Source organism: Streptomyces griseoviridis (assembly GCF_005222485.1).
In the GTDB taxonomy this organism is placed as follows: domain Bacteria; phylum Actinomycetota; class Actinomycetes; order Streptomycetales; family Streptomycetaceae; genus Streptomyces; species Streptomyces hintoniae.
The window spans coordinates 7,278,683-7,305,621 of the sequence record NZ_CP029078.1 but is presented as its reverse complement, the minus strand read 5'-3'; the positions used below and the strand labels follow the sequence as shown (position 1 = coordinate 7,305,621).

Here is a 26,939-nt window from a genome sequence, read left to right as displayed (position 1 = left end):
CCCCGCCACCCCGCCGCTCAGTCGCTTCAGTCGCTTCAGTCGCTTCAGTCGCCGGGCAGCGGTACCCGCCAGACCAGCCGCGTCCCGCCCCCGTCGGGCCTGTCCACCGTCAGCTCGCCGCCCGCCTGCGCCGCGCGTTCCGAGAGGTTGCGCAGCCCGCTGCGGCGGCCCTCCCCGCCGGGCATGCCGCGTCCGTTGTCCTTGACGGTGACGGTCAGCTCGCCGGAGCGGACGACCAGCGAGAGGTCGGCGGCGCTCGCCCCCGCGTGCCTGGCCACGTTCGCCAGCCCCTCCCCAAGCACCGCGACGGCGTGGTCGGCGACCGCCACGGGAACGTCCGTGTCGAGCAGCCCCTCCATCCGCAGGGCCGGGGTGAAGCCCAGCGCGGGCACGGCGGCGTCGACCGTCTTCACGGCCCGCGCGCGCAGACCCCGCCCGTCGACGGCCCCAGGATCGTGGGCGCGGAGCCCGAAGATCGTCGAACGAATGATCTTGATGGTCTCGTCGAGGTCGTCCACCGCCCGCAGCAGCCGCTCGGACCCCTCGGGCCCCGCGACGAACCGCACGGTGCTCTGGAGCGTCATGCCGGTCGCGAACAGCCGCTGGATCGCCAGATCGTGCAGATCGCGGGCGATCCGGTCCCGGTCGGCGAACAGGGCGAGCTGCTCGTTGACCTGGCGCCGGTCCGAGAGTTCCAGGGCGAGCGCCGCCTGCCCGGCGAAGCTCCGCAGGGGCGCGGTCTCCGTCGACGTGAACGCGGGCCGGCCGGCCGCGCGGGCCAGCAGCAGCACGCCTCGCACGGTGGTGCCCGCCTCCATGCACACGGCCGCCGCGGGCCCCAGCCCCGCCCAGCGCGGCGGACCCGCGGTGATCCTCGCATCGCTGCGGACGTCGGGGGTGGTGATCGGTTCGGGTCCCGCGCAGGCCACCCCCATGAACGACCCCTCGCGGGGCAGCACGAGACCCCGGTGCGCCTCGGCCCCCGTGCCCACCGCGAGGACGACCTGGAGGTCGTCCGAGCCCTCGATGGGCAGCGCGAGCACCCCCAGGTCCGCCTGGAGGATCTCGCCCGCGCTGCTCACGATCAGTTCGAGCGCCCGGGTCTCGGGGTCACCTGACAGCAGGGCGCGGGTGACTTCGGCGTTCGCCTCCAGCCACCGCTGACGGCGCCTGGCCTCCTCGTACAGGCGGGCGTTCTCGATGGCGACGCCGGCCGCCACCGCGAGCGTCGCGAGCACCGTCTCGTCCTCGCGGTTGAAAGAGGCTCCGCCGCGTCTCTCGGTGAGGTAGAGGTTCCCGAAGACCTCGTCGCGTACCCGGATCGGGACCCCGAGGAAGGAGTGCATCGGCGGATGGTGGGCGGGGAAACCGTAGGACGCCGGATGGTCCGAGATCCGCGCGAGCCGCAGCGGCTCCGGGTGCCTGATCAGCTCGCCGAGAATCCCGTGCCCCTGGGGAAGCGCGCCGATCCGCGCGACCCGCTCGTCGTCGAGGCCGACGGTGACGAACTCCGAGAGACGGTCCTGATCCTGCTCGCTGATCACCCCGAGCGCCCCGTACTCGGCGTCCACCAGCACCACCGCGGTCTCCACGATCCGCCGCAGCACCTGGGAGAGGTCCAGCTCACGGCCCACGGTGAGCACCGCCTCCAGGAGGCTGTGCACCCGTTCACGGGTCCCGCGCACCGTGTTGATCTTCGTCTGGAGCTCGTCCAGCAGGTCGTCCAGGCGAGAACGGGCGGTCCGCCCCTCGCTGTTCGCGCCGGACTCGGCCACCGCCACGCTCCTGTCCCGCCGAGGTGGGCACTCCACCCGGGTGATCCCGGTTCCACGCTATCGGAGCGCCGAGTCCGTGACATCCGGTGGTCGGTGTCGCGGGCGGGTCAGGTACGCCCCTCATCGGACCTCGCGTGGCTCCGCCCCGCTGACCGCGGGCTTCGGGTCGGCGGTGTCGTCGACCCGGTACGCCAGGTGGCAGCTGACGTCGACGACACCGTCGACGCCCCGGCACAGGCCCGCCACGACCGGGAGGACGCTGCGCCGGGGCACCGTGCCGGTGAGGGTGACCTCTCCGTCGACCACGTGCACGGTCACGTCGGTGGTGGGGATGTCCAGGGTCCTGGCCAGCACGTCACCGGCGATCTCCTCCCGGATGGCGTGGTCCTGGCGCAGGAAGACCCGCAGCAGGTCGGCCCGGCTGACGATGCCGACGAGACGACCGGCACCGTCCACCACGGGCAGGCGTTTGACATGGTGCCGCTCCATGACACGGGCCGCCTCGACGACGTCCCACTGCGGCTGCGCGGTGACCGGCGGCGCGGTCATCAGGGCCTTCGCGACGCAGCTTGCCGTCCCGTCGTCCGACCGTGCGACGCGGATGTGCGACCCCTCTCCCGGACCGAGCAGGTCCGCCTCCCTGCGCAGCAGGTCGGCCTCGGACACGACGCCCGTCGGGCGGTTCTCGTCGTCGACCACGGGGACGGCCGTGATGCCGTACTCGGCCAGGAGCCCGGCGATCTCCTTGAACGTCGTGTCATCACGGACGGTGATCACGTCGGGTGTCATCAGATCGGCGACGAGCCGGTGGTTCGACGTCATGGTTCGCGCTCTCCTCCTGGACGGTCCGGTCAGTGGTGCCGGACGACTGCGACGGGGCAGTGGGAGTGGTGCAGCAGGGCGTGTGTGATCGGCCCGAGTGCCACTCCGGGTGCCGTACGGGGACGGCGGGCGCCGAGCACCAGCAGATCCGCGTGGGCGGACGCCTCGACCAGCGAACCCGCCGCGGACGGGGTGTGGACGATGTCCTCGGCGACGGTGAGGCCGGGGAACTCGGCGCGGAGCAAGGCCGTCAGCCGGCCCACGGCGGCGGCCTCGGCCGCGGCGATGGCTCGCGGGCCGTCGAGCAGGGTGACCGAGGGGCCGGCGTTCTCCAGCATCGACCACGCGCTGAACAGCCGTACGGACGACTTCCGGCGCCGAGCGGCCCGCGCGGCGAAGCGCAGGACGTCGAGGTCGCTCGCGTCGCGTCCCCCGACGAGCACCGTCCCCGTGGAGACGTTCTCACCGGCGGGCGACGGTACGCCGACCGTGCCGCGGACCACGACGACCGGCCCGTGCGCGCGGGCCGCCGTCCGCAGGCCGACCGAGCCCGGCATCAGGCCCGCGAAGCCTCCGCTCCCCCGTGCGCCGACCACCACGGTGCCGGTGCTCCCCGCCGCGTCGGCCAGGGCGGCCGGCGCGGGTTCCCGGCTCACCGAGGTCCTTACCGACAGGCCGGGCTCGGCGCGGGTGGCACCCGATTCCGCCGCCGCCACCAGGTCACGACCGGTCTCGAGGGCCGGTCGCCCGAGGCCGGGGAGCCGACGCGCACCGCGGGCGAGGTCCTGGACGGAGCAGACGACACGCAGCGGAACGGTCCGCTCCGCCGCCTCCCGCGCGGCCCAACGGACGGCCGCGGCGGCTCCGGGCGACCCGTCCACGCCGACGACCACCGGTCCGTCACAGCGGGTGTCGTCGTGATCGGTGCCCATGGCGGCCTCCTCGCGATCTCCCACTCCACACTGGCAGCCAGGCGCCGGAGGTGGCTTGGGCCACCGCACCCTCGTCGAGGGGCCGTCCGGCCCTTTTGAGCGATCGACCGGAACCTGACGGCGGCACGGCCGCAGACGGGAGGGGCGCTCCGGACCGCCCTCCGGTGCCTTCTCCCTCAGACGCGGCGACCGGGCTCGCCGCCGTAGGGCCCGTACAGGTCGAGCAGGCGGACGCGGGTGTTCTGGAGCCTTTCGGCCACGACCTGGGCGACTCGCAGGGAGAGGGCCTTGCCGAAGGCGGGATCGGCCTCGCAGAGCGCCCGGACGATGGTGGCGTCGAACCGCACCGCCTCGACGGCCGTCTTCGCCTCCGCCCCGAGGTGCCAGGAGTAGGGCGGGAGCAGCCAGGACCAGCCGAGCAGGTCGCCGGGGCCCAGGGTCTCCACGGCCGCGGCCCGGCGGCCGGGAACGTGCAGGTCGAGAACGACCGTGCCGGTCCTGATGATCCAGAACTGGTCGGCCCGCTGTCCCTCCTCGAAGACGCGCGTCCCGGCGGGGAGGAACACCTCGGTGGCGACTTTCATCATGCGGTCCCGGCTCGCCGGTGGAAGCCCGTTCAACAGAGTCGTCGTCGTGCTCATGGAGCCTCTTCTCCAGCCGGTCGGCTTCGCCCGCCGCGACCGCGCGGGGGCGTCGTGCGCGGTTCCCATCACAGCGCCTCGCGGCGGCAGCGCACAGGGTGCCGAAGCGGCCCCGCGGGGCGCCGAAGGTCCCCGTCGCGCCGGTGCCGTTCGGCCCTGTCGAGCGACGCGACGACGGACCGGCCGGCCCCGCGTCGACGGCGCCCGCGGCTCGACGGCATCGAGCGCACCCCGCGCCCTGGCCCGCCGCGCCGACCGCACGGCGCCCCGGACGCCGAGGACCGGGCCGGCCGTCGAACGGCGGGGACGGACCCGGCTCCGCTCAGAGGTCGTCGCCGGCGGCGACGGCCGTCAGGGCGCCCACCGGGTCGAGGTCGGGGGAGCCTCTCGGCCACCAGTCGTCGTGGCCGGGTTCGGACTCGTAGGCGTACCAGAGGCCGTCGCGGCCCAGGCGGAGTTGGGCATGGCCGCGGGGGTGGGTGAGGTGGTTGCGCCAGGGGCGGAACGCGGGCAGGTCCGCCGCCAGCAGCAGCGGGCGGGCTCGGTCGAAGCGGCCTGCCGGTGGGTCCCAGGGGTCTTCGAGGACGGACAGTCCCTCGATGCCGCCCTGCCGCCACGCGGCGACCGCGCGCGCCAGTTGGGCCGTGGTGCGGCCGGTGGCGGTGGCGAGCGAGGCGTACAGGGTGCGGGTGGCGGCGGTGAGCCCGGAGCCGGGGCGGGCGGCGGCCAGCCGGACCGCGTCCTGCCACAGCGTCAGCTCACCCACCGGGTCACGGCCCGTGCTCAGCAGGGCGTGCGCGCGGGCCGCCGCGTCCGTCGCCAACTGGTCGAGCGCGAACGGGTCGGGGCCGCCGGGCGCCGCCGGGTACGCGGGCGGCTGTCCCGGGTGCGGAGGCAGCGGCAACGGGCCCGGCAGCGGCGGGAGTCGCCGTCGGGCCAGGGCCTCGCTGGCGCGCACGCCCGGCAGCGGGGCCGGGCCCTGGTCACGCGCGGCGCGGGCGGCCCGGGTCGCGTTGAGCCGGGACAGCGCGTCCAGCAGCGGGCGTTCGCCCCGACCGCGCAGCAGGAGCAGCACGAACGGATCAGCGTCGAGCAGCCTGGCCGTCTGGTAGCAGAGCGCCGCGGCGTGTTTGCAGGGGTGGCCGATGTCCGGGCAGCTGCACTGGGGATCGAGGTCCCCAGGGCCGGGCAGCAGGGGCACCCCGCAGTCGGCAAGGGAGTGCGGCAACTCCTTGTCGAGCAGCGCCGCGATGTGTCCGGTCCGCTCGGCGGCGGCCTCGAGGAACCGCGTCCACGCCTCGTCGCCGAGGGTGCGCAGCCGCACCTGGACGCGGTAGGGGCGAGGACGGCTGCCCTGCACGTACCCGAGCACGAGACCCGGAGTGACGGTGATCGCGTCCACATGCCCCCGGTCCGCGTAACGGCGGCCCCGCAGCAGCCGGTTGACGTCCAGCGCGCCTTCCTCCAACGCCGTCACCCAGGCATTGCCCCACCAGGTCTCCGCGAAGGCGCCCTCGGCGGGGACCTTGGCGGACGGGCGGGGCGGGAACGGCGGGAAGGTGCGACGGAGTTCGCCGTCGCGGGTGGGCGCGGCCATGGAGGGGGGCGTGGAGCGGGGGGTGGTGGACGACATGGGTGAGGGCGGTGGGGTCTGAGGGGCGGAGGCGGCGACGGAGGGTGCGGGGGCGAGGGGGGCGGAAGGTGTGGAGGGTGCGGAGGGTGTCGGTGTTCGACGGGAGCCGGGGCCCGGCGCGAGGGGGTCTGCGTCGGAGGACGGGTCGGAGTCGGAGCCCCCCGAGTCGAAGTCGGAGCCCGAGTCGGCGTCGGAGTCTGCGTCTGCGTCTGCGTCTGCGTCTGCGTCTGCGTCGGAGGACGAGTCGGAGTCGGCTACCGCTCCCGTTTTCAACACACTCGCCACTCCCCTCTCCACTCCCGTCACCGCTTCCCTCCCCCTCCCGTCTCCGCCGCGGTTTCCCGGGTGGGAGGTGTGGTGGGTCGCTGTTCCGCCGTGGCCTCGGTCTCGTCCTCGTCGGTCGGCATCCGGAAGGCTCCGTCCAGGAGTTCTCCCAGGTCGCGGAGTTGGAGGGCGGCGGGGTTCGGGCCATGCGAGGGGCGGGGCGTCCGCCTCCGCTCGGTGTCCTCCCGTGCCTGCCGTGACTCCTTCCTCGCGACCCGAAGCGCCTCACGGGCGAGGTCGGCGGGCCGCTGCTCGGAGTGGTTCTCGCCCTCCGACTGTGGTGCCGTCGAACGGAGTCGGTCCGGTGTGGAGGACGGCCAGGGTCGCGCCGGGGGTGTCCGGGGTGGTTCAGGACGTGTCCGGGCCTCGGTCTCGGGGGCGCTTCCGGGGGCTCGGGGCGTGGTCCTCGTCGGCTGGGGCTCGCTCGCGTCGCCCGGTGTCCGCCGGGCGGCGACCGCCCGGCGCAGCGCCTCGCGTGCCGCGTCGCCCGGTCGGGGCCCGGCGGCTGCCGGTTCGGCATCGGCGGCGCGGGCGGGTGGCGCGCCGAAGGCGGTCCGCCGCGCCGCCGCTTCGGCGGGCTTCCCCTCCGGTGTAGTCCCCGCGGGTGCCGTCCTCTCAGGCGTCGTCCCCTCGGGACGTCCGGGCTCCGCTTCCGTCTCCCCGGGACGTGCGGGCGTCGCTTCCACCTCCTCGGGACGTGCGGGCTCCGCCGCTTCCGTCGGGGGCTCGTGGTCCTGTGCCGTCTCGCGGACGTGTCTCTCCCGGGCCTCGCGCAGGGCCCTGCGGGCCGCGTCCGCCGCGCCGGGGGTCATGGCTGCCTCCGGAGGGAGACCAGGTCGGTCAGCTCGCGGTCGGTCAGTTCCGTGAGGGCCGACTCGCCCGAGCCGAGGATCGCGTCGGCGAGGGCGCGCTTGGCCTCCAGCATCTCGGCGATGCGGTCCTCCACGGTGCCTTCGGTGATGAGGCGGTGGACCTGGACGGGCTGGGTCTGGCCGATCCGGTAGGCGCGGTCGGTGGCCTGCTCCTCGACCGCCGGGTTCCACCAGCGGTCGAAGTGCACGACGTGCCCCGCGCGGGTGAGGTTCAGGCCGGTGCCCGCCGCCTTGAGGGAGAGGACGAGCACCGGGGTGGCGCCGTCCTGGAAGCGGTCGACCATGCGCTCCCGCTCCGGGATCGGCGTGCCGCCGTGCAGCAGCTCCACCGGGACCGCCCGAGCCGCGAGATGGGACGTGAGCATGCGGGCCATGCCGACGTACTGGGTGAAGACGAGCGCCGAGCCGTCCTCGGCGAGCACGGTGTCCAACAGCTCGTCCAGGAGGGCGAGTTTGCCGGAACGGCCGAGCAGGCGGTCGCCGCGGGCGTCCTCCTTGAGGTACAGCGCGGGGTGGTCGCAGATCTGCTTCAGGGCGCCGAGCAGCTTGAGGACCAGGCCCCGGCGGGCGATGCCGTCGGAACTCTCGATGGCGAGCAGCGACTCCCTGACCACCGCCTCGTACAGCGCGGCCTGTTCCCGGGTGAGCGGCACCGGATGGTCCGTCTCGGTCTTCGGCGGCAGTTCGGGGACGATGCCGGGGTCGGACTTCTTGCGGCGCAGCAGGAACGGGCGGACCAGTCCCGCGAGCCGGGCCACGGCCTCGTCGTCCTCGCCGTTCTCCACGGCGCGCGCGTGCCGGGCGCGGAAGGACTTGAGAGGGCCGAGGAGCCCGGGGGTCGTCCAGTCGAGGAGGGCCCACAGCTCGGAGAGGTTGTTCTCGACCGGGGTGCCGGTGAGGGCGACGCGCGCCGGGGACGGGATGGTGCGCAGCGCCTTCGCGGTCGCCGAGTAGGGGTTCTTGACGTGCTGGGCCTCGTCGGCGACGACCATGCCCCACGGCTGTGCGGCGAGGGTCGGGGCGGCGGCGCGCATGGTGCCGTACGTGGTCAGGACGAAACCGCCGCTCAGGTCGTCCAGGCTGCGGTCGGGGCCGTGGAAGCGGCGGACCGGGACGCCGGGGGCGAAGCGGGTGATCTCCCGCTGCCAGTTGCCCATCAGGGAGGCCGGGCAGACGACCAGGGTGGGTTCGGGGCGGGCCCGCTGGAGGTGCAGGGCGATGAGGGTGATCGTCTTGCCGAGGCCCATGTCGTCGGCGAGGCAGCCGCCGAGGCCGAGGGAGGTCATGAGGTCGAGCCAGGCCAGGCCGCGCAGTTGGTAGTCCCTGAGGGTGGCGTCGAGGCCGGGCGGCGGCTCGGCGGGGCGCACGCCGGCCGTGAGACGGTCGCGCAGCGCGGCCAGCGCGCCGGTCGGCACCGCCTCGACCGTCTCGCCGTCGACCTCGGCGCTGCCGGTGAGCGCCACGGAGAGCGCGTCGACCGGGTCGAGGAGGCCGAGGTCGCGTCGGCGGGCCTTGCGGACCAGGGCCGGGTCGACGAGCACCCACTGGTCACGCAGCCGCACCACCGGCCGGTGCGCCTCGGCGAGGGCGTCCATCTCGGCGTCGCTCAGGGGGTCGCCGCCGAGGGCCAACTGCCAGCGGAACTGGAGCAGTTCCTCGCTCTCGAAGAAGCCGGTGCCGTCGGTCGCGGAGCCGGGGGCGGGGCGGACCACGGCGGCCACGGTCAGGTCCTGTGCGAGGTCGCGTGGCCAGTGCACGGCGACGCCCGCCGCCGCGAGCCGGGTGGCGGCCACTCCGAGCAGGTCCCCCACCTCGTCGTCGGAGAGGGCGAGGACGTCGGGTACGTCCTGTTCGGTGAGCCGGTCGAGGGGCGACCAGACGCGGGCCGCGCGGCGCACGGCGAGCGCCGCGTCGACCCGCGCGCGGGGTCCGAACACGGCGTCGGCGCCGCCGGACCAGAGGGTGGCCGCGTCGGTGACCAGGGTGGGGTCGGCGAGGCTGTGCACCTGGACGATCGCCGCGCCCGCGCCCCGGACGTCCTCGTCGGCGTCGAACAGGTCGTGGGCGGAGAGGTCGAGGCGGAGCGAGACGCGTACGCCCGCGTCCATCCCGGCGGCGACCTCCGCCGCCCAGTCCTCGGCGCCCGGCAGGCGCTGCGGGCGGCGGTCGGCGAAGGGCAGGCCGCATGCGTAGGGGGCCGCCGGGGTGCGGGGCAGGGTGTCGGCGACGGCGTCGAGGAAGGCACGGACCAGGGCCTCGGGGTCGGGCAGCCTGAGCGGTCCTGGGCCGGGCAGCGGGACCGGGTGGCCCTCGGCGGGCAGCGCGGCGGCGACCGCGCGGAGGTGCGCGATGTCGTCGGGCTCCAGGGGTCCCGCCCGCCAGGCGTCGTGGCCGGCCGCGGTCAGGCCGGGCAGCAGCCGGCCGCGCGCGGTGAGGCGCAGCGCGTGCAGGGTGGCCGCGCCCCAGCAGGCGGTGGCGGGGTGGGCGGCCGGGTCGCGGCGGGCGCGGGCGAGCAGCGGCAGCGCCTCGGCGACCGGGAGGGTGAGCGCGGGGACGGTCCTGCGGCGGACGCCCGCCCCGTGCGGCCGTACCACGGTGAGCTGGGTGTCCTCGGCGGGCAGCGGGCCGTCCTCCGGGTCCCAGAACGCGATCCGGCCGTCCCTGGGCAGGGGAGCGGGCAGGAAGACGGCGGCGAGCCGGGTGGGCACCCGCTCCCCCGCTCCGCCGGCCACCGCAGCCGTGTCACCCATACGAACTGTCACCTCCCGCCCGTCGTGTCGGATCATGCGTCTACGACTCTACGGGCGGCCTCTGACAATCGGTCCCGGCGCCGGTCCCGGGCCCCTCGGGCGCCGGTCCCGGGCCCCTCCGCGTCAGGGGATGGCGCGGGAGACGACGTACACCATGGGGTACGTCGGGTTGTAGGTGTTCACGACCACGTCCTGGGTCGGCTTGGGGTTCTTCTGCTTGTTGACGAGGCCGTAGTAGTCGCCGCCGCGCGAGCCGGGTCCCGAGAACTCCCAGCCGATGATCTTCTGGTCGCGGGTGCTGATGGTCAGGTCGTCCTTCTTGAGGTCGGCCTGGTCGACGCCCAGCTCCTTGAAGAAGGCGTCGAGACCCGCGTGCGTCGTCTGGAACTGCACGTAGAGGCGGCTGGTCTTCCAGTTGTTGGTCTCGTAGTAGGCGACCTTGTTCGAGGGGTGCGGGATCGGCACCTCGTAGAGGCGGCGCTGCACCTTCGACGGCCAGCCCTCGGTGAGGCCGGTCGCCGAGTACTTGGCCTCCTTGTCCTTGCCGCTCTGCCTGCTCTGGTTGGCCGAGATCACCAGGTAGCCCGCCGGGACGCCGATGAGCAGCACGATGATCAGCAGGGTGAGCGCCCGGCGCCGGTTGCGGTGCCCGCGGCCCTCGGACGGCCTGGATGGTTCGTCCGGCGGGGCGGCCTGGCGGGGCAGGGACGCGGTCACACGCTGTCCTCGGAGGAGCGCCGGGCCTCCGCGAACCGCTCGTAGCGCTCGTAGCGCTCCACCCGGCGGCGCTTGGCACGCCGGAACCTGCGGGCGACCAGGCGGGCGAGGTCGGCCGCGCCGACCATGCCGGCCTCGGGGCCGAGCTGGGCGCGGGTGATGCGGGCCTCGGGGCGGTAGCCGCGACCGGTGAGGTGGCGCTTGAAGGCGTCGCGAGCGGGGCCGATCAGCAGGTCGTCGGCGGCGCTGACGCCACCGCCGATCACGAAGCAGGACGGGTCGAGGGCGGCGGCCAGGTTGGCGATCCCGACGCCGAGCCACTGGCCGATGTCCTGGAGCAGCTCGATGCACATCGCGTCGCCCTGGCGGGCCAGCTCGGTGATCATCGGGCCGCTGATGTCGCCGATGTTGCCCTTGACGTGCTCGATGATCCCGTAGGCGACCGGGGAGTCGGCGGCGGCCAGTTCCCTGGCCTCGCGGACCAGCGCGTTGCCCGAGCTGTACTGCTCCCAGCAGCCGCGGTTGCCGCACGGGCAGCGGTGCCCGCCGGGCACCACCTGCATATGGCCGAACTCGCCCGCGACGCCGTACTTGCCGCGCTTGACCTGGCCGTCCTCCAGGATGGCGCCGCCGATGCCGGTACCGAGCGTGATCATGACGAGGTGGTCCTCGCCGCGCCCGGCGCCGAAGCGCCACTCGGCCCAGGCGGCGGAGTTGGCGTCGTTGTCGACCAGCACGGGCACGGCGAGCCGGCCGGCCAGGCGGTCGCGCAGCGGCTCGTTGCGCCAGGACAGGTGGGGGGCGAACAGCACCCGGTTGCGGTCGGCGTCGACCCAGCCGGCCGCGCCGATGCCGACCGCGTGCACGTCGTGCCGGTCGGACAGGTCGAGGACCAGCTCGACGATGGTGTCCTCGACGACCTTGGGACTCTTGGACTTGTCCGGGGTCTCGGTGCGGACCTTCTCCAGGATGTTGCCGTCGGCGTCGACGACGCCCGCCATGACCTTGGTGCCGCCGATGTCGATGCCGACCGTGGGGACCCGGGGGGCCGTCAGGTGGGAGCGGCGTTCCCGGGTGCCCACGGTGCGGAGTACCGGGGCCCGGCGTGAGCCGATGGGGGCGGTGAAGTCGCGGTAGGTGCTCATCGGGCTCGATTCTGCCGCACGCCCACCCCGGGTGCCGAGCGGGGGAGCGAAGGCCGGTACGGGAGCGCCACGGGAGCGGTGACGGACGGGGGCGGGACGCGGTGCGGGACGGGCGCCGGACCCGGCACGCAGGCGGCGCGGGACGGGTGCCGGGCGCGGTGCGGGACGGGGGCGGCACGCGGCACGGACCCGGCGCGGGACGGGGGCGGCACGCGGCACGGACCCGGCGCGGGACGGGGGCGGCACGCGGCACGGACCCGGCGCGGGACGGGGGCGGCACGCGGCACGGACCCGGCGCGGGACGGGGGCGGCACGCGGCACGGACCCGGCGCGGGACGGGGGCGGCACGCGGCACGGACCCGGCGCGGGACGGGTGCGCATCCGCGAAGTAGCGCCGCCGGTCGTCCCAGGCACGCAGGCGGGCCTCCGGGAGTGCTCAGAGCCCCCAGGGCCCCGCCCGCCCCCGCCCCAGAGCCCCGCCCCGCCCTCAGTCGCGGGCCAGTTCGTGCCGCAGGGCCTCCAGGTCGCTGCCGCCCGCCATCTGGGCGGTCAGCTCCTCCAGGGTGATCGCGTCCCGGGTGTGGTTGCCGACCATCGTGCCGCGCCTGAGCAGCACGAACCGGTCCCCCACCAGGTACGCGTGGTGCGGGTTGTGGGTGATCAGGACGACGCCGAGGCCGCGGTCGCGGGCGGCGGCCACGTACTTCAGGACGACCCCGGACTGCTTCACTCCGAGCGCCGCCGTCGGTTCGTCCAGGACCAGCACCTTCGCGCCGAAGTGGACCGCGCGCGCGATGGCCACGCACTGGCGCTCGCCGCCGGACAGGGTGCCGATGGGCTGGTCGACGTCGCGGAGGTCGATGCCCATGCGCAGGAGTTCGCCGCGGGTGGTCTCGCGCATGAGGTCGATGTCCATGCGCTTGAAGGGGCCGACGCCCTTCCTGGGCTCGGAGCCGAGGAAGAAGTTCCGCCACACCGGCATCAGCGGGACGACGGCCAGGTCCTGGTAGACGGTGGCGACGCCGAGGTCGAGCGCCTCGCGCGGGGAGGAGAGCCGGGTCTCCTCGCCGTCGACGCGCAGGACACCGCCGTCATGACGGTGCAGTCCCGCAATGATCTTGATCAATGTTGATTTGCCGGCACCGTTGTCGCCCAGGACGCAGGTGATCTCCCCCGCGCCCACTTCGAGGGAGACCCCTTCGAGGGCGCGGACGTTGCCGTAGCGCTTGCTGACGTCGGTCAGCTCGATCAGCGGCGCGGGCCGCGCGGTCGTCGTCACTTGGTGGCCTCCGCCCGCTTGCGGACCCAGGCGTTGAGCAGGGTCGCGAGGAGCAGCATCGCTCCGAGGAAGAACTTGAACCAGTCGGGGTTCCACTCGGCGAAGACGATGCCCTTGCTGGTCATGCCGAACAGGAGCGCGCCGACCGCGGAGCCGACGGCGCTGCCGTAGCCGCCGGTGATCAGGCAGCCGCCGATGACGGCCGCGATGATGTAGATCAACTCATTGCCGACACCCTCGCCCGACTGGACGACGTCATAACTGAACAGCAGGTGTTGACCGGAGATCCATGCGCCGAGCCCGACGCCCATGTAGAGGCCGATCTTCGTCTTCTCGACCGGGACGCCGACCGCGCGGGCCGCGTCCTTGTTGCCGCCGACGGCGAAGATCCAGTTGCCGACCCGGGTCCGCAGCAGGATCCAGGAGGCCACCGCGACGAGGGCGAGCCACCACAGGATCGTCACCTTGATGTCGACGCCGCCGACGGTGAGCGTGGAGGCGAAGACCGCGCGGGCGGAGGCGAAGCCCTCCATGTCGGCGATCGACTTCGTCGAGACCGTGCTGTCGATCAACTTGGTCAATCCGAGATTCAACCCGGTCAACATCAAGAAGGTGCCGAGCGTGACGATGAAGCTCGGCAGCCTGGTGCGGGTCAGCACGTATCCGTTGAAGGCCCCGATGGCGAGGCTGACCAGGAGGGAGACGCCGACGCCGACCCAGGTGTTGGCCGTCATCTGGTAGCTGAACATCGACGAGACCAGCGCCGAGGACGTCACCAGGACACCGGCGGAGAGGTCGAACTCGCCGCCGATCATCAGCAGCGCGACCGGCACCGCCATGATGCCGATCGTCGAGGAGGCGTAGAGGACCGTGCTGAGGCTGGTCGGGCGCAGGAAGCCGTCCGCGAGCACGGCGAAGAAGACGAAGACGGCGAGCGCGCCGACGACCGAGCCGAGTTCGGGCCTGCCCAGCAGCCTGCGCAGCGGCGAGCTGCGCAGAATCCTTTCGTCAGAGGTCATGGCGGGATCGGTGACGCTCATCGGGTGCCCCGCTTGGTGTACTCCTCCAGCGCGGCGGCGTCGTCCTTGGTGACGATCTGCGGTCCGGTCAGGACCGGCCGGCCGCCGCCGAGGACGTCGGAGTTGTACCGGTGGAGCCAGAGCAGGTCGACCGCCTCGTAGCCCTGGAGGTAGGGCTGCTGGTCGACGGCGAAGCCCAGCTCGCCGGATCTCAGACCGGCGGCGACCTTGGCGTTGAGGTCGAAGGTGTCGATCTCCGCCGAGCTGCCCGCGCCCTGCTTGGCCTTGGCCGCGGTGTCGGCGTAGGGGGCGCCGAGGGTGACGACGGCGTCGACGGACGCGTCGGACTGGAGCTTGGCCTCGATCGCGGACTGCACGTCGGGCATGTTGGTGCCGTTGACGTAGAGGCTCTGGACGTCGCCGTCGAAGGTCTTGCGGACCCCGGCGCACCGCTGTTCGTGGCCGACGTTGCCCTGCTCGTGCAGGACGCAGAGGACCTTCTTCCTGCCGCGTTCGTTCAGCTCCTCGCCGACGGCCTCGCCGGCGACGCCCTCGTCCTGGCCGATGTGGGTGAGCGCGCCGAACTTCTTGGACTCGGCCGAGCCCGAGTTCACGGTGACGACCGGGATGCCGGCCTTCTCGGCGCGGGCGAGGGCCGCCTTCATCGCGTCGGGCTTGGCGAGGGTGACGATGATCCCATCGACCTTCTTGTCGACGGCCGCGTCCACGAGCTGGGCCTGCTGCTGGGCCTCGTCGTCATGCGAGTAGAGGAAGTCGATGTTGTCCTTGACGGCGGCCTGCTTGGCGCCGCTCTGCACGATGTCCCAGAAGCTGTCGCCGTCACCGGAGTGGGTGATCATCGCGAAGGTCCAGCGGGGCGTGTTCACCGCCGACCTGCCCTGGGCCGCCGCGGCGGCGCGCGCGTCCTCGGCGCGTTTGCCGCCGGTGCTGCTACAGCCGGCGACGGACACGGTCAGTGCCCCCGCCAGCGCGATTCCCGCCCAGGTACGAAAGCGTGCCACGAGGCCGTGCCCTTCTTGCTGTGTTCGGTGGTGCGCGCGGGACGGGCGAGGCCACCGAAAGCGACCTCACCGATCCCAAACCACCCATTATCGAACACAGGGATCGCACATCCGTGACCGGGTGGGACAACTCGGTCACATTGTCCGGACAATGCGAGAAACTCGGCGCCGCAGGGCGGGAGACCCGGCGCCGCCCCGGGGCGTCAGGAGCGCGGCAACAGCGCTCGCCCGCGGCCCGGGAGCGGACCCGCCGGGCTCACGAACGGACGAGCAGCTGGAACTCGAAGGAGTAGCGGGACGGCCGGTAGGTGTGGCTGCCGAACTCCACCGCGCGGCCGGTGTCGTCGAAGGTCACGCGCTCCATGGTGAGCAGCGGGGCGCCCTCGGGCTCGGCGAGCCGCTCGGCCTCGACGGCGGTCGCGGCGCGGGCGCCGATGGACTGCCGGGCGCTGTGCAGGGTGATCCCGACGGCGCGCATCATCCGGTACAGGCCGGTGGCCTCGAGCTGCGCGGTGTCGAGGTCGAGCAGCCCCGGCGGGATGTGGTTGCAGAGGTAGGCCATCGGTTCGCCGTGCGCGAGCCGCAGCCGCTCCACCCGGTGCACCTCGCTGCCCTCGGCCACCCCGAGGGCGGCGGCGATCTCGGCGGTGGCCTGGACAGACGTGTTGACCAGCACCTTCGTCGCGGGACGCTGGCCCGCCGCCTCCAAGTCGTCGTAGAGGCTGCTGAGTTCGAGCGGGCGCTTGACCTGGCTGTGCACGACCTGGGTGCCGACGCCCCTGCGGCGCACCAGCAGCCCCTTGTCGACCAGCGACTGGATGGCCTGCCTGACCGTGGGCCTGGACAGACCGAGCCTGGCGGCCAGTTCGATCTCGTTGCCGAGCAGACTGCCGGGGGTGAGCGCCCCGCGCTCGATCGCCGCCTCCAGCTGCTGCGACAGCTGGAAGTACAAGGGCACCGGGCTGCTCCGGTCCACACTGAGGTCGAGCGACACGGTCGGGTCCACTTCTGGTTTCGGCACGGGCCGAGCGTAGCTCTGTGCGTAGGTGACGGGAAGTTGCGCAGTCCGATTGTCAGGACATGCGGATTGACAGCGTACGGTCCGGCACCCCACTTTGTTTCCATGCGCATCGGGGTCATCGGGACGGGCCGCATCGGCAGGATCCACGCGAACACGCTCAGTCGCCATCGGGAGGTCGGATCGCTGATCCTGACGGACAGGGATCCGGCACGGGCCCAGGAGCTGGCCCACCGCATAGGGGAGACGGCGGCGCCGGGGGTCGACGAGATCTTCCGGTGGGGCGTGGACGCGGTGGTGATCACCGCCACGACGTCCGCGCACGCCGAGCTGATCGGCCGGGCGGCCCGCTCGGGCCTGCCGGTGTTCTGCGAGAAGCCCATCGCCCTCGACCTGCCGGGCACCCTCCAGGCCATCGCCGAGGTGGAGACCGCGGGGACGGTCCTCCAGATGGGCTTCCAGCGCCGCTTCGACGCCGGGTACATCGGCGCCCGGGAGGCCGTGCGGTCGGGCCGGCTCGGGCGGCTGCACACCGTGCGCGCGCTGACCAGCGACGAGAAGCCGCCGTTGGCCTCCTGGCTGCCGCTGTCGGGCGGGTTATACCGGGACACGCTGATCCACGACTTCGACGTGCTGCGCTGGGTGACCGGGCGCGAGGTCGTCGACGTGTACGCCGTCGGCTCCGACGCCGGGCCGCCGATGTTCCGCGAGGCCGGTGACGTCGACACGGGCGCCGCGCTGCTGCGGCTCGACGACGGCACCCTCGCCACCGCCACCGCGACCCGGCTCAACGGCGCCGGGTACGACGTCCGGATGGAGCTGGCCGGGGAGCTGGACCAGATCGTCGTCGGCCTCGACGACCGGACGCCGATCGCCTCCACCGAGCCGACCGGGCCCCCGGCCGCCGACAAGCCGTGGTCGTCCTTCCAGGAGCGCTTCGGGCCCGCCTACGAGGCCGAGCTGTCCGCCTTCGTCGAGGTGGTGCTCGGCCGCCGGGTGAACCCCTGTGACGGGCGTGAGGCCCTCCAGGCGCTGCGGATCGCCGAGGCCTGCGAGGTCTCCCGGCACGCCCGCCGCCCGGTCGCCCTCTCGGAGCTGCCGGGCGGAGCGGAGTGGGCGATCGGCTGAGAGGCCCGGGACCTGCCGGGACTCCCCAGGACCTGCCGGGACCTCCCGGGACTCACAGGACCCACTGGAGAGCGGCGGGGAGCAGTGGGAGGCACCGGCGATCACGGTGGGAAACGCCGGGCACCGCCGGCCCCGCGGCCCACCGCGACACCGCGTCGCCGCGTCGCCGCGTCGCCGCTCCGGTGGACCCCAGTCCCCCGGCTGTTGTACCCCGGCCGCTCGGCGCCTCGGCGAGCGGCCGGCGGCCCGTCAGCGGTCGCCGTCGCTCACCATCGCACCGGCAGGCTCCTGACCCCGCGGATCAGCATCCCCGGGAGCCACTCGCCGGGCGGGCCGTCGGCACGCAGGTCGGGGGCGCGCTCCAGGAGGGTGCGGATCGCGATGCGGCCTTCGAGACGGGCCAGCGGGGCGCCCAGGCAGTGGTGGATGCCGTGGCCGAAGGCGAGGTGCCCCCGGGTGTCGCGGCGGATGTCGAAGCGGTCCGGGTCGGGGTAGCGGGACGGGGCGCGGTCGGCCGCGTCGAGACCGATGATCACCGGGTCGCCGCGCGGTATCAGCGTGTCGCCGATCTCCAGGTCCTCCGCGGCGAACCGGAACGTCGCCGACTCCACCGGCCCCTCGTAGCGCAGCATCTCCTCGACCGCGCCGTCGATCAGGCTCATGTCGGCGCGCAGCGCGGCGAGTTGGTCGGGGTGGCTGAGCAGCGCGTGGACTCCGCCGCTGATCAGGTTCACCGTCGTCTCGTGTCCGGCGAGCAGCAACAGGAAGGCCATGCCGCGGAGTTCGTCGGCGGACAGCTGGTCGCCGTCCTCGGCGCGGGTGCGGAGCAGGTCGCTCAGCAGGTCGTCGCCCGGCCCCGCGCAGCGTCTGTCCTCGATGAGCTGCGTGAAGTACTCGCCGAGTCCGGTCACCGCCTCCGCGGCGCTCTCGGCGCTGCTGGGCGCGACGGCCTCGGTGCTCAGCTTGCGGAACTCCGTGCGGTCCAGGTCGGGGATGCCGAGCAGTTCGCAGATGACGGTGAGCGGCAGCGGGTACGCGAACGACGTGACCAGGTCGGCGCGGCCGAGCGGCAGCATCGCGTCGAGCAGGTCGTCGGCGATCTGCTGGATCCTCGGGCGCAGCAGCTCCGTCCTGCGCGCGGTGAAGGACCGGCCGACCAGCGCGCGCAGCCGGGTGTGCTGCGGCGGGTCGGTGACCAGCAGGTTCTTGCCGATCAGCTGCTCTTCGAGGGACTGTAGGCCGATCTTGGTGGAGTCCTTGGCGAGCCGCTGGTCGGCGAGGGCGGCGCGGGCCTCCTCGTATCCGACGACGAGCCAGCTCTCGTAGTTCTCGGGCGCCGGCAGCAGCACCCGGTGGACCGGGCCCCGCGCGCGCAGCCTGGCGTAGACGGGATAGGGATCCTCGCGGAAGCCGTCGCCCAGCTCGCCCAGGTCGATCACTTCGGTCATGTGCTCCCCCTCCAGGCACCGAGGCGCGTCGGGGCATGCTCCGGTCGGAACCCCCCGGCCTCACCGTGCGAGAGGAGAACGCGCGGGCGGCGCCTTCAGTGCCCGTCGCCGCCCGCTCTGTCGAGGAGACCCGCGTCGTGGACGAGGAGCGCGATCTGCACCCGGTTGTTGAGGTCGAGCTTGGCGAGGACGCGCGAGACGTGCGTCTTGACGGTGGCGACGCTCATGTACAGGGCGGTGCCGATCTCGGCGTTGGAGAGTCCCTTGCCGACCGCGAGGGCGACATCGCGTTCCCGGTCGTTGAGGGAGCCGACGCGGCCACGCGCGCGTGCGCGCCGGGTGTCGGCCGCGTTGCCGACGGCGTGCTCGACCAGTTTGCGGGTGACGGCGGGCGACAGGACGGGCTCGCCCGCCGCGACCCGGCGGACCGCGTCGACGATCTCGACGGGCGGGGTGTCCTTGAGGACGAACCCGGCGGCACCCGCGCGCAGGGCGCGCAGCACCTGTTCGTCGGCGTGGAAGGTGGTGAGGACGATGATCTGGGGGGCCTTCTCGCGGGCCCGCAGCCGCTCGGTGGCGGTGAGTCCGTCGACCGACGGCATCCTGATGTCCATGAGGACGACGTCGGGCCGGGTGCGGTCGACGAGTGCCTCCACCTCGGAGCCGTCGGCGGCCTCGCCGACGATCTCTATGTCGTCCGCGCCGCCCATCATCAGGGCCAGGCCGGCTCGCACCAGTGGATCGTCGTCCACGAGGAGCAGTCTGATCGCAGTCATGGTCCTTACGTAATCACGGTTGGGCGGGCGGGGGGAGCGCCGGGCGGCGGTGGCCGGCGGCCCCGGGTCCGCGGTGGGAGGCCGGTGCGCGCAGGGCCTGGCCGACCCGGGCTGCGGCTTCGCGCGGCCCCGGCGCCGGTCGTCTCGCGGGGTACGCGCGCGTGCCGTGCGCCCGGTCGTCTCGCGGGTACGCGCGCGTGCCGTGTGCCCAATCGCCTGGCGGGGTACGCGCGCGTGCCGTGCGCCTTGCGCTCATCCCCAGGGCAGCCAGGCCGCGACGGTGAAGCCGCCGTCGTCCTCCGGGCCGTGCTCCAGGCGGCCGCCGGCCAGTATGGCGCGTTCGGTGAGGCCGATGAGGCCCTGTCCCGAGCCGGGGACCGACGGCACGTCGCCGTCGGGTGCGGGGTTGCGGACGGTCACCGTGAGGCCCTCGCCGGGGGCTCCCGTGACGGTCACCGTCACCTCGGTGCCCGGGGCGTGTTTGCGGGCGTTGGTGAGGGCCTCCTGCGCGATGCGGTAGGCGGTGCGGCCGACCGACGCGGGGACGCCGGCGGGGTCGGTGACGCGGTTGTCGAGGACGACCTTCATGCCGGCCTCGCGGGACTCGCTGACCAGGGAGTCGAGGGCGGCCAGCGTCGGCTGCGGGCGGCCCGCCTCGTCGCCCTCCCCGGCCCGCAGCACGCCGATGATCTCCCGCAGGTCCTGGAGGGCCTCGTGGGCGCTCTCCCGGATGACGCCCGCCGCTCTGACGATCTCCTCGCGGGGCGCGTCCGGGCGGAACTCCAGGGCGCCGGCGTGCACGCTGAGCAGGGTCAGCCGGTGGGCGAGGACGTCGTGCATCTCGCGCGCGATGGACTCGCGGGCCAGCCGCTGGGCCCGTTCGGCGCGCAGGAACGCCTCGGTCTCGGCGCGGCGGGCGCGGTCGCGGAGGCTGACCATGAGCTGGCGCTTGGAGCGCACGAACATGCCCCAGCCGATGACGGTGACGGTCAGCAGCCCGGTGAAGGCGACGACGCCGCCCCAGGACAGGTCGGGGTCGGGGCGCAGCCAGAAGTAGAACGGGACCAGGGCGAGGTTGATGCCGCCGATCCAGCCGACGTACCGGAACGGGCGGTGCACGGCGAGCGTGAACAGGACGATCATCGCGGCGCCGCCCGCGGTGCTGGAGACCAGGCCGGTGGGGATCATGGCGACGGCGAGGCCGACCGGCCAGCGGCGGCGGGCCCAGACGGCCGCGCACGCCAGCGCGCCGGTCACCTGGTCGGCGGTGGCGACCCCGGCCGGCAGATCGGCGTGGGAGAGGCTCTGCGCGCTCGCGAGGCCCACGACCACGGCGAGCAGGAACGCGCTGAAGTCCACCACCCAGTCGCGCGCGGTGCGCCGCGGCCTGCGTCCCTCGGGCACCGAGTCCGGGTCCAGCTCGTGCAGGAGCGCGGACGGGAACAGCCATCGGCGCTCGCGGTACGTCTGCGGCGCCGGGGCCGCCTTGTCACCACTCACGGTCGACAAATCTATGCGGGTGCGGAGGGGCCGAGCGCCGTCCGGCCCAGATCGTCGACCAAAGTCGCGGTGCCGGGGACTTTCGGTGCGGCGGGCACCCGCGGCCGTCCACTTACGGCGGGCGGCCCGCGCCCCGCGGCCGACGCGTCGGGCCGGGCCGCGGGGTGAGGGTGGGGCCATGAAGCGACTGCTGGAACTGCTCGGTCTCCTCGCGCTGACGCAGGGCGTGCTCGGGCTGGCGCACGCGTTCACGGGCCGGCCCGTTGGGGTGGTGCGGAGGCTGGGGTTCCTCGACGGCTACGAGGTCTACGCGAGCGTCGCCCTGCTGGTCGCGGCGGGCGCGCTGTTCGCGGCCGCGGAGAGCCGCGGCCGGCAGGGACGGGGCTGACGACGCTGACGGCGCTGACGGGGGCCTCGGACGCCGGCGCCCCGCGCCCCCGTCGGCCGGTCTACTGGTTGCTGAACGCCGCGTCGAAGGACGCCTGCGGCACCGGCCACAGCAGGGAGCGGACGAAGGTGACCGCCTCGGCGGCGCCGTGCAGGCGGTCCATGCCCGCGTCCTCCCACTCGATGGAGATGGGGCCGTCGTAGCCGATGGACTCCAGGGCGCGGAAGGAGTCCTCCCAGGGGACGTCGCCGTGGCCGGTGGAGACGAAGTCCCAGCCGCGGCGCGGGTCGCCCCAGGGCTGGTGGGAGCCGAGGACGCCGGCCCTGCCGTTGCGCGGACGCAGCCGGGTGTCCTTGCAGTCGACGTGGTAGATGCGGTCCTTGAAGTCGGTGATGAAGCCGACCGGGTCGATGTTCTGCCACATCATGTGGCTGGGGTCCCAGTTGAAGCCGAACGCCTCCCGGTGGCCGATCGCCTCCAGGGTGCGGACACTGGTCCAGTAGTCGTAGGCGATCTCGCCGGGGTGGACCTCGTGCGCGAAGCGGACTCCTTCGGCGTCGAAGACGTCGAGGATCGGGTTCCAGCGGGCGGCGAAGTCCTCGTAGCCCGCGTCGATGACGGAGGCGGGCACCGGCGGGAACATCGCGACGTAGGGCCAGATCGACGAGCCGGTGAAGCCGACGACCGTGTCGATGCCGAGCTTGCGGGCCACCCGGGCGGCACGCTTCATGTCCTCGGCCGCGCGCCCGCGCACGCCTTCCGCGTCGCCGTCGCCCCACACGTAGGGGCGCAGGATCGCCTGGTGGCGGAAGTCGATGGGCGCGTCGCAGACGGCCTGTCCCGCGAGGTGGTTGGAGAGGGCGTAGGCCTTGAGGCCGTGCCGGTCGAGGATCTCCAGGCGGGAGGCGGCGTAGGCGTCGTCCTCGTCGGCGCGGCGCAGGTCGAGGTGGTCGCCCGAGGCGGCGATCTCCAGGCCGTCGTAGCCCCATCGGGCGGCGAGCCCGGCGACCTCCTCGAAGGGCAGGTCGGCCCACTGGCCGGTGAAGAGGGTGACGGGGTGGGTGGATGCGGTCATGTGCGGTCCTCGTTCGCGGGGGCGGTCTCGGTGGTCGCGGGGGCGGTCTCGGTGGTCGCGGGGGCCTTCTCGAAGGCCGCGGGCGCGGTCTCGGTCCAGGTGCCGTGGTCGCGGGCGGAGGCGAGCACGGCCTCGGTGAGGCGTGCGGCGCGCAGCCCGTCGTCGAACGTCGGCATCCCGTCGGGGAGTTGGCCCCGGACGGCGCTGTAGACGTCGGCGACGAAGGCGGAGAACGCGTCCTGGTAGCCGAGCGCGTGCCCGGCCGGGAGCGGGGAGACGCGGGCGGCGTCGGCGGCGGCGTGGTCGGGGTCGCGCAGCAGGCTCTGGGAGCCGTGGCGCAGGCCGATCCACAGCTCCTCCGGGCGCTCCTGCTCGAAGCGGACGCTCTGCCGGGTGCCGTGGAGTTCCAGGGTGAGGCTGTTCTTGCGGCCGGGCGCGAGCTGGCTGACGAGGAGGGTGCCGAGGGCTCCGTCGTCGAGTTCGACGAGGAGGGCCGCGATGTCCTCGTTGGTGACCTCCCGGCCGCCGCGGTGGGCGTGGACGGTCCTGGTGCGGGCGGCGAGCCGGTGGATGCGCCGCCCGGTGACGAACTCGATGAGGTCGCACAGGTGAGAGCCGATGTCGGCGAAGGCGCGGGAGGGTCCCCCGGCGGCGCTGTCGGCACGCCAGTTGTCGTCGCCCGGGTCGAGCAGCCAGTCCTGGAGGTAGGCGGCGTCCAGGGTGAGGATCGTGCCGAGCCGGCCCTCGGCGACCAGGGCGCGGGCCTGCCTGGCCATCGGGTGGTAGCGGTACACGAAGGGCACCGCGGCCACCCGGCCGGCCTCGCGTGCGGCGCTGACCAGGCGTTCGGCGTCCGCCGCCGTGGTGGCCAGCGGCTTCTCGCAGATGACGTGCGCGCCGCCGGCCAGGGCGGCCAGGGTGTGTTCGGCGTGCAGCCGGTTGGGGCTGCACACATGGACGACGTCGAGGTCGCCGGCCGCGGCCAGCGCCTGGGCGTCCGGCTCGCAGCGTTCGACGCCGAGGTCGTGGGCGGCCTGCTTGCCGCGCTCGGGCGTGGAACCCGCGAGGGCGACGAGCCGGGCACGGGCGGCCCGGCTCGCGCGGGTGTGCACGGCCGCCATGAAACCGCCGCCGATGAATCCGGCGCGGAGGGGTGGGTTCACAGGGTGGCTCCGTCGGGTGGGTGCGCAGAGGTGGAGGTCGGTCCGCCGGGCGGGCGTCCAGGGCCGGACGTCGCCCGCCGGATGGGTCAAGTAGCCAATGTCCAGGGTGGGTTCACCGGGCGGCCGGGCCGGGTGGGGTCACCCGGTGGCCGCGTTCGGAGGGGTTTCAGAGGGTGGCCGCGTAGGGGTCGCGGTCCTCGGGGACGAGGGGTATCTCACCGACCGTGCTGGTGACGGGGACCGACTCGCCGGAGGCGACCGACGCGTCGATGGACATCAGGGTGTCCAGGACGTGGTACCCCAACTCGCCGCTGGCGATGTGGGGTTGACCGCCGCGGACGGCGCGTGCCAGGTCGAGGACGCCGAGGCCGCGGCCGGCCTCGACACCGACCGGCGCGACGACCTCCCACTCCGGGTCCCGGTCCCGCGCCTGGACGCGGGTGATCCGCACCTCGCCGCCGAAGGTGTTGGGGTCGGGAAGCACCAACGTGCCCTCGGTGCCGGTGATTTCGACGAACCCGGTGCGGGTGAGGGGCGAGTCGAAGCTGAAGACGCTCTGGCTCACTCCGCCGCCGTCGAACTGGGCGAGCGCGGAGACATGGGTGGGGACGGCGACGGCGAACTCGGTGCCCGCGCGGTCGCCGCTCCTGACCGTGCGGACCGCGCGCGCGGTCGAGCCGACCCCGGCGACCCGCGCGACCGGGCCGAACAGGGCGACCAGGGCGGTGAGGTAGTAGGGCCCCATGTCGTAGAGGGGGCCGGCGCCCGCGGCGAACAGGAACTCGGGGTTGGGGTGCCAGAGGTCGGGTCCGGCGTACTGCATGACGGTCTGCGCGGAGAGCGGGGTGCCGATGTCGCCGCGCGCGATGGCCCTGCGGGCGGTCTGGAGGCCGGGGCCGAGGACGGTGTCGGGCGCCACGCCGACCCGCAGTCCGGCCGCCGCCGCCCGGTCGAGGAGGGCGCAGGCGCTCTCCCGGTCGACGGCGAGCGGCTTCTCCGACCAGACGTGCTTGCCGGCCGCGACGGCGGCCGAGCTGACCTCGGCGTGGACGGCGGGGACGGTCAGGTTGACGACGAGGTCGACGTCGGGGTGGGCGAGGACGTCCTGCGCGGTGCCCCACTCGGGGACGCCGTGGGCGCGGGCCTGGGTCTCGGCGCGGGCGGTGTCGAGGTCACCGACGACGACGACCCGCAGGTCGGGGAAGCGGGTGAGGTTGGTCAGGTACTGGTCGCTGATGTTGCCAGCGCCGATGACGCCGACGCCGACCGGGTGCTGTGCGGTCATCAGACGATGCCCTTCCCGCTCAGGTAGGCGATGCCCGCCTCGATGCCTTCGAAGATGTCACCGTCGTAGTGGTCGAACTCGAGGATGGCGAACTCGGCGTCGGGAGCGGCGTCGAGGGCGGCGTCCAGCGGCACCTCGCCGCGGCCGGCCGCGACCTGGCGGGTGTCAGCGGGGTCGAAGGGGGCGCCGGAGGTGAACGGGTCGTCGATGATGGCGCCGTCCTTGATGTGCAGCGCCCGCACCCGTGAGCCGAGGCGGCGCAGCAGGGCGACGGCGTCGTTGCCGCCGGCCGAGGCCCAGTAGAGGTCGATCTCCAGGGCGACGGACGGGTCGAGGCGGTCGGCGAAGTGGTCGAAGGCGTTGACGCCGTCGACGGTGTGCACGAACTCCTGCGAATGGTTGTGGTAGCCGACGGTGAGCCCGTGCGCGGCGCCCCGCTCGGCCGCCGCGTTCAGGAGGGCGGCCGTGCGGGCGATCTCCGTTCCGTCGGCCCAGCGGGCGGCGGGCACGAACGGGTCGAAGACGGTCTGGAGACCGAGCACCCCGGCCGCCGCGAACGTCTCCTCCAGGCTGGGTACGGGGGCGCCGTGGCCGTTCTCGGGGGAGAGCAGGTTGGCGTGTCCGGTGCGGGCGGTCAGGCCGTGCCTGCCGAGGGCCTCGGCGAGTTCGGCGGCGCGGTGCACGAAGCCGTACACCTCGACGTTGCGCAGCCCGAGGGCGGCGAGCCGGGCGAGGGTGCCGTCCTCGTCGAGTTCGAGGGCGTGGCGGGTGGAGTAGAGCTGGACCGACAACTGCGGTGTGGGCATGCGTGATTCCTCCCGGAACGGACATGTCGCGGTACGGCGGGTGTGGGCGGTGCACCAGGAGACAGAATACCGACAGGGGTGTCGGTTTCTAGGGGTGGTTAGCATTCAACACATGACAAAGGCGGCCGGCGCGGCGCGGCAGGGCACGGCTCCGCGCAACTACCCCAAGGGCGAACGGCGGCGCGCTCAGATCATCGAGGCCGCGTTCACCGCGTTCGGGCAGGTCGGCTACCGCAACGCGAGCATGGTCCAGCTCGCCGCCGCCTGCGGGGTCTCGCGGGCGGGGCTCCTCCACCACTTCCCGACCAAGGAATCCCTGCTGGAAGCGGTCCTCGAACAGCGCGAACGCCAGGACGACGCGCACTTCTTCCGCACCGGCGCGGCCGACCGCGACGGCCTGGAGTACTTCGCCAGCATGATCAGACTGGTCGCGCACAACCAGGCCAACCCGGTGATCGTGAGCCTGTTCGCGGTCCTGTCCAGCGAGGCGACGGCGGCGGACCACCCGGCCCGCCCCTACTTCGTCGCCCGCTACGAACGCGCGCGCGGCCAGATGCAGTCGGCCATCGACGACCTGTCGGCGCGCGGACTGCTGCGCCCCCACGTCGACCCGTCGACCCTCGCGGCCGACCTGATCTCCCTCATCGACGGCCTTCAGGTCCAGTGGCTGCTGAGCCCGGAGACCATCGACATGCCGAGACACCTGCGGAACGTGCTGCGCACGGTGATCGGGGTGGAGGTCCCGTAGCGGGGGCGCGCGCCACCGCGCCGCTCCCGGCAGCCGCGGCGACCCGGACGGCGCACCCTCTCCGCGGCCCGAACGCCGCACGCGAGGTGGGTGGTTGCAGGCCGGAGGCCGGCCAGGTGCACCTGGCCGGCCTCCGGTCGGTCGCACCGGTCCGCGTGCCGGGTCGTGGGGGACTCGGCGGTCGCTCGACGGGTGCCGGGCTGCTGGTCAGCAGCCGAAGTCGACCAGCTTGAACGTCACGTAGTGGTCGGCGGTGTAGTAGTCCTCCTTGGTGCGCTCACCGGTGACGATGCGGCGCGCGCCGCGGGTGGAGGAACCGGGCGTCTTGACCGTGTACTCGTGGTAGTAGCCGGTGGACTGGCTGGGCAGCACGCCCTCGCGGTTCTGGAAGACCACGCCGTCCTGGGAGTACGGGTAGGGGCCGCCCTTGGCGATCAGGGCGAGGGTGTCGTACGCCTGGGACGGCAGCGCGCTGTAGCAGATGCTGCCGACGGACGCGGCGGAGGCGTCCGCCGTGGTGGCGGAGACGGTGCCGCCCACGAGCAGGGCGGACAGGAGCGCGCCGGCGACGCCGATGCGGCTGGTGCGTGGGGGGAATCTCATGGGCCTCATGATGACGCGCGTAGACCATGGCATGTCAATGACAAGGTGACAGATTTTCCCTTCACGACCG

At 73.7% G+C, this 26,939-nt stretch carries 23 protein-coding genes; 3 read left to right on the top strand and 20 right to left on the bottom strand.

The features are described 5' to 3' along the window. Positions 1-44: 44 nt before the first annotated feature. The 12 genes from DDJ31_RS31645 to DDJ31_RS31590 form a co-directional block, all read right to left on the bottom strand. Entirely contained in the window at positions 45-1,775 is a 1,731-nt protein-coding gene (locus DDJ31_RS31645) for a sensor histidine kinase (protein WP_127176991.1), read from the bottom strand. 120 nt (positions 1,776-1,895) lie between these two features. Continuing rightward, positions 1,896-2,597 (bottom strand): CBS domain-containing protein, encoded by a 702-nt coding sequence (locus DDJ31_RS31640; protein ID WP_127176992.1) that lies wholly within the window; start codon positions 2,595-2,597, stop codon positions 1,896-1,898. Positions 2,598-2,626: 29 nt separating this feature from the next. Then, positions 2,627-3,529 (bottom strand): universal stress protein, encoded by a 903-nt coding sequence (locus DDJ31_RS31635; protein ID WP_127176993.1) that lies wholly within the window; start codon positions 3,527-3,529, stop codon positions 2,627-2,629. A gap of 176 nt (positions 3,530-3,705) precedes the next feature. Then, the gene (locus tag DDJ31_RS31630) at positions 3,706-4,170 is read right to left on the bottom strand and encodes a cyclic nucleotide-binding domain-containing protein (protein ID WP_127176994.1); all 465 of its coding nucleotides are present in this window, start codon (positions 4,168-4,170) and stop codon (positions 3,706-3,708) included. A 322-nt stretch (positions 4,171-4,492) separates the two neighbouring features. After that, positions 4,493-6,100 carry an SWIM zinc finger family protein gene (locus tag DDJ31_RS39730; protein WP_437184210.1) on the bottom strand — a complete coding sequence of 536 codons (1,608 nt, stop codon included), beginning with the start codon at positions 6,098-6,100 and terminating at the stop codon, positions 4,493-4,495. 835 nt (positions 6,101-6,935) lie between these two features. Beyond that, a complete protein-coding gene (locus DDJ31_RS31620; RefSeq protein WP_127176996.1) occupies positions 6,936-9,749 on the bottom strand; it encodes a DEAD/DEAH box helicase in 2,814 nt (937 codons plus the stop codon). A gap of 123 nt (positions 9,750-9,872) precedes the next feature. Continuing rightward, positions 9,873-10,466, bottom strand: a complete 594-nt coding sequence (locus DDJ31_RS31615) for a sugar kinase (RefSeq protein WP_127176997.1) — start codon at positions 10,464-10,466, stop codon at positions 9,873-9,875. After that, positions 10,463-11,611, bottom strand: coding sequence for an ROK family glucokinase (locus DDJ31_RS31610; RefSeq protein WP_127176998.1), 1,149 nt, complete (start codon positions 11,609-11,611; stop codon positions 10,463-10,465). The genes DDJ31_RS31615 and DDJ31_RS31610 overlap by 4 nt, the downstream gene beginning before the upstream one ends. Positions 11,612-12,098: 487 nt before the next feature. Next, positions 12,099-12,890 (bottom strand): ATP-binding cassette domain-containing protein, encoded by a 792-nt coding sequence (locus DDJ31_RS31605; RefSeq protein ID WP_127176999.1) that lies wholly within the window; start codon positions 12,888-12,890, stop codon positions 12,099-12,101. Further along, the gene (locus tag DDJ31_RS31600; RefSeq protein WP_127177000.1) at positions 12,887-13,909 is read right to left on the bottom strand and encodes an ABC transporter permease; all 1,023 of its coding nucleotides are present in this window, start codon (positions 13,907-13,909) and stop codon (positions 12,887-12,889) included. Before DDJ31_RS31600 ends, DDJ31_RS31605 begins: the two co-directional genes overlap by 4 nt. Before the next feature lie 17 nt (positions 13,910-13,926). After that, positions 13,927-14,931, bottom strand: coding sequence for a sugar ABC transporter substrate-binding protein (locus DDJ31_RS31595; protein ID WP_127177001.1), 1,005 nt, complete (start codon positions 14,929-14,931; stop codon positions 13,927-13,929). A gap of 256 nt (positions 14,932-15,187) precedes the next feature. Then, positions 15,188-15,925, bottom strand: coding sequence for a GntR family transcriptional regulator (locus DDJ31_RS31590; RefSeq protein WP_171481017.1), 738 nt, complete (start codon positions 15,923-15,925; stop codon positions 15,188-15,190). A 129-nt stretch (positions 15,926-16,054) separates the two neighbouring features. Here DDJ31_RS31590 and DDJ31_RS31585 point away from each other — a divergent pair, with 129 nt between their 5' ends. Continuing rightward, the gene (locus tag DDJ31_RS31585; protein ID WP_127177002.1) at positions 16,055-17,077 is read left to right on the top strand and encodes a Gfo/Idh/MocA family protein; all 1,023 of its coding nucleotides are present in this window, start codon (positions 16,055-16,057) and stop codon (positions 17,075-17,077) included. 266 nt (positions 17,078-17,343) lie between these two features. Here DDJ31_RS31585 and DDJ31_RS31580 read toward each other — a convergent pair whose 3' ends face one another. From DDJ31_RS31580 to DDJ31_RS31570, 3 genes are all read right to left on the bottom strand, one after another. Beyond that, positions 17,344-18,525: a cytochrome P450 family protein gene (locus DDJ31_RS31580; protein ID WP_127177003.1), complete on the bottom strand. Its 1,182-nt coding sequence runs from the start codon at positions 18,523-18,525 to the stop codon at positions 17,344-17,346. A 95-nt stretch (positions 18,526-18,620) separates the two neighbouring features. Further along, positions 18,621-19,301 (bottom strand): response regulator transcription factor, encoded by a 681-nt coding sequence (locus DDJ31_RS31575; RefSeq protein ID WP_127177004.1) that lies wholly within the window; start codon positions 19,299-19,301, stop codon positions 18,621-18,623. A gap of 252 nt (positions 19,302-19,553) precedes the next feature. After that, positions 19,554-20,801 (bottom strand): sensor histidine kinase, encoded by a 1,248-nt coding sequence (locus tag DDJ31_RS31570; RefSeq protein ID WP_127177005.1) that lies wholly within the window; start codon positions 20,799-20,801, stop codon positions 19,554-19,556. 178 nt (positions 20,802-20,979) lie between these two features. Here DDJ31_RS31570 and DDJ31_RS31565 point away from each other — a divergent pair, with 178 nt between their 5' ends. Beyond that, entirely contained in the window at positions 20,980-21,189 is a 210-nt protein-coding gene (locus DDJ31_RS31565; protein ID WP_127177006.1) for a hypothetical protein, read from the top strand. Positions 21,190-21,250: 61 nt separating this feature from the next. Here DDJ31_RS31565 and DDJ31_RS31560 read toward each other — a convergent pair whose 3' ends face one another. From DDJ31_RS31560 to DDJ31_RS31545, 4 genes are all read right to left on the bottom strand, one after another. Then, positions 21,251-22,264: a sugar phosphate isomerase/epimerase family protein gene (locus tag DDJ31_RS31560; protein ID WP_127177007.1), complete on the bottom strand. Its 1,014-nt coding sequence runs from the start codon at positions 22,262-22,264 to the stop codon at positions 21,251-21,253. After that, complete coding sequence (locus tag DDJ31_RS31555) at positions 22,261-23,427, bottom strand: Gfo/Idh/MocA family protein (RefSeq protein WP_206280639.1); 1,167 nt, start codon at positions 23,425-23,427, stop codon at positions 22,261-22,263. Before DDJ31_RS31555 ends, DDJ31_RS31560 begins: the two co-directional genes overlap by 4 nt. 166 nt (positions 23,428-23,593) lie before the next feature. After that, a complete protein-coding gene (locus DDJ31_RS31550; protein ID WP_127177008.1) occupies positions 23,594-24,712 on the bottom strand; it encodes a Gfo/Idh/MocA family protein in 1,119 nt (372 codons plus the stop codon). Beyond that, positions 24,712-25,518: a sugar phosphate isomerase/epimerase family protein gene (locus DDJ31_RS31545; protein ID WP_127177009.1), complete on the bottom strand. Its 807-nt coding sequence runs from the start codon at positions 25,516-25,518 to the stop codon at positions 24,712-24,714. Before DDJ31_RS31545 ends, DDJ31_RS31550 begins: the two co-directional genes overlap by 1 nt. A gap of 112 nt (positions 25,519-25,630) precedes the next feature. On the opposite strand from DDJ31_RS31545, the gene DDJ31_RS31540 reads away from it, so the two are divergent. After that, positions 25,631-26,266, top strand: a complete 636-nt coding sequence (locus DDJ31_RS31540) for a TetR/AcrR family transcriptional regulator (protein WP_164784861.1) — start codon at positions 25,631-25,633, stop codon at positions 26,264-26,266. A 207-nt stretch (positions 26,267-26,473) separates the two neighbouring features. Here the strand turns inward: DDJ31_RS31540 and DDJ31_RS31535 are convergent, their stop codons facing one another. Beyond that, positions 26,474-26,869, bottom strand: a complete 396-nt coding sequence (locus DDJ31_RS31535) for a ribonuclease (protein WP_127177011.1) — start codon at positions 26,867-26,869, stop codon at positions 26,474-26,476. Between the last annotated feature and the right edge of the window lie 70 nt (positions 26,870-26,939).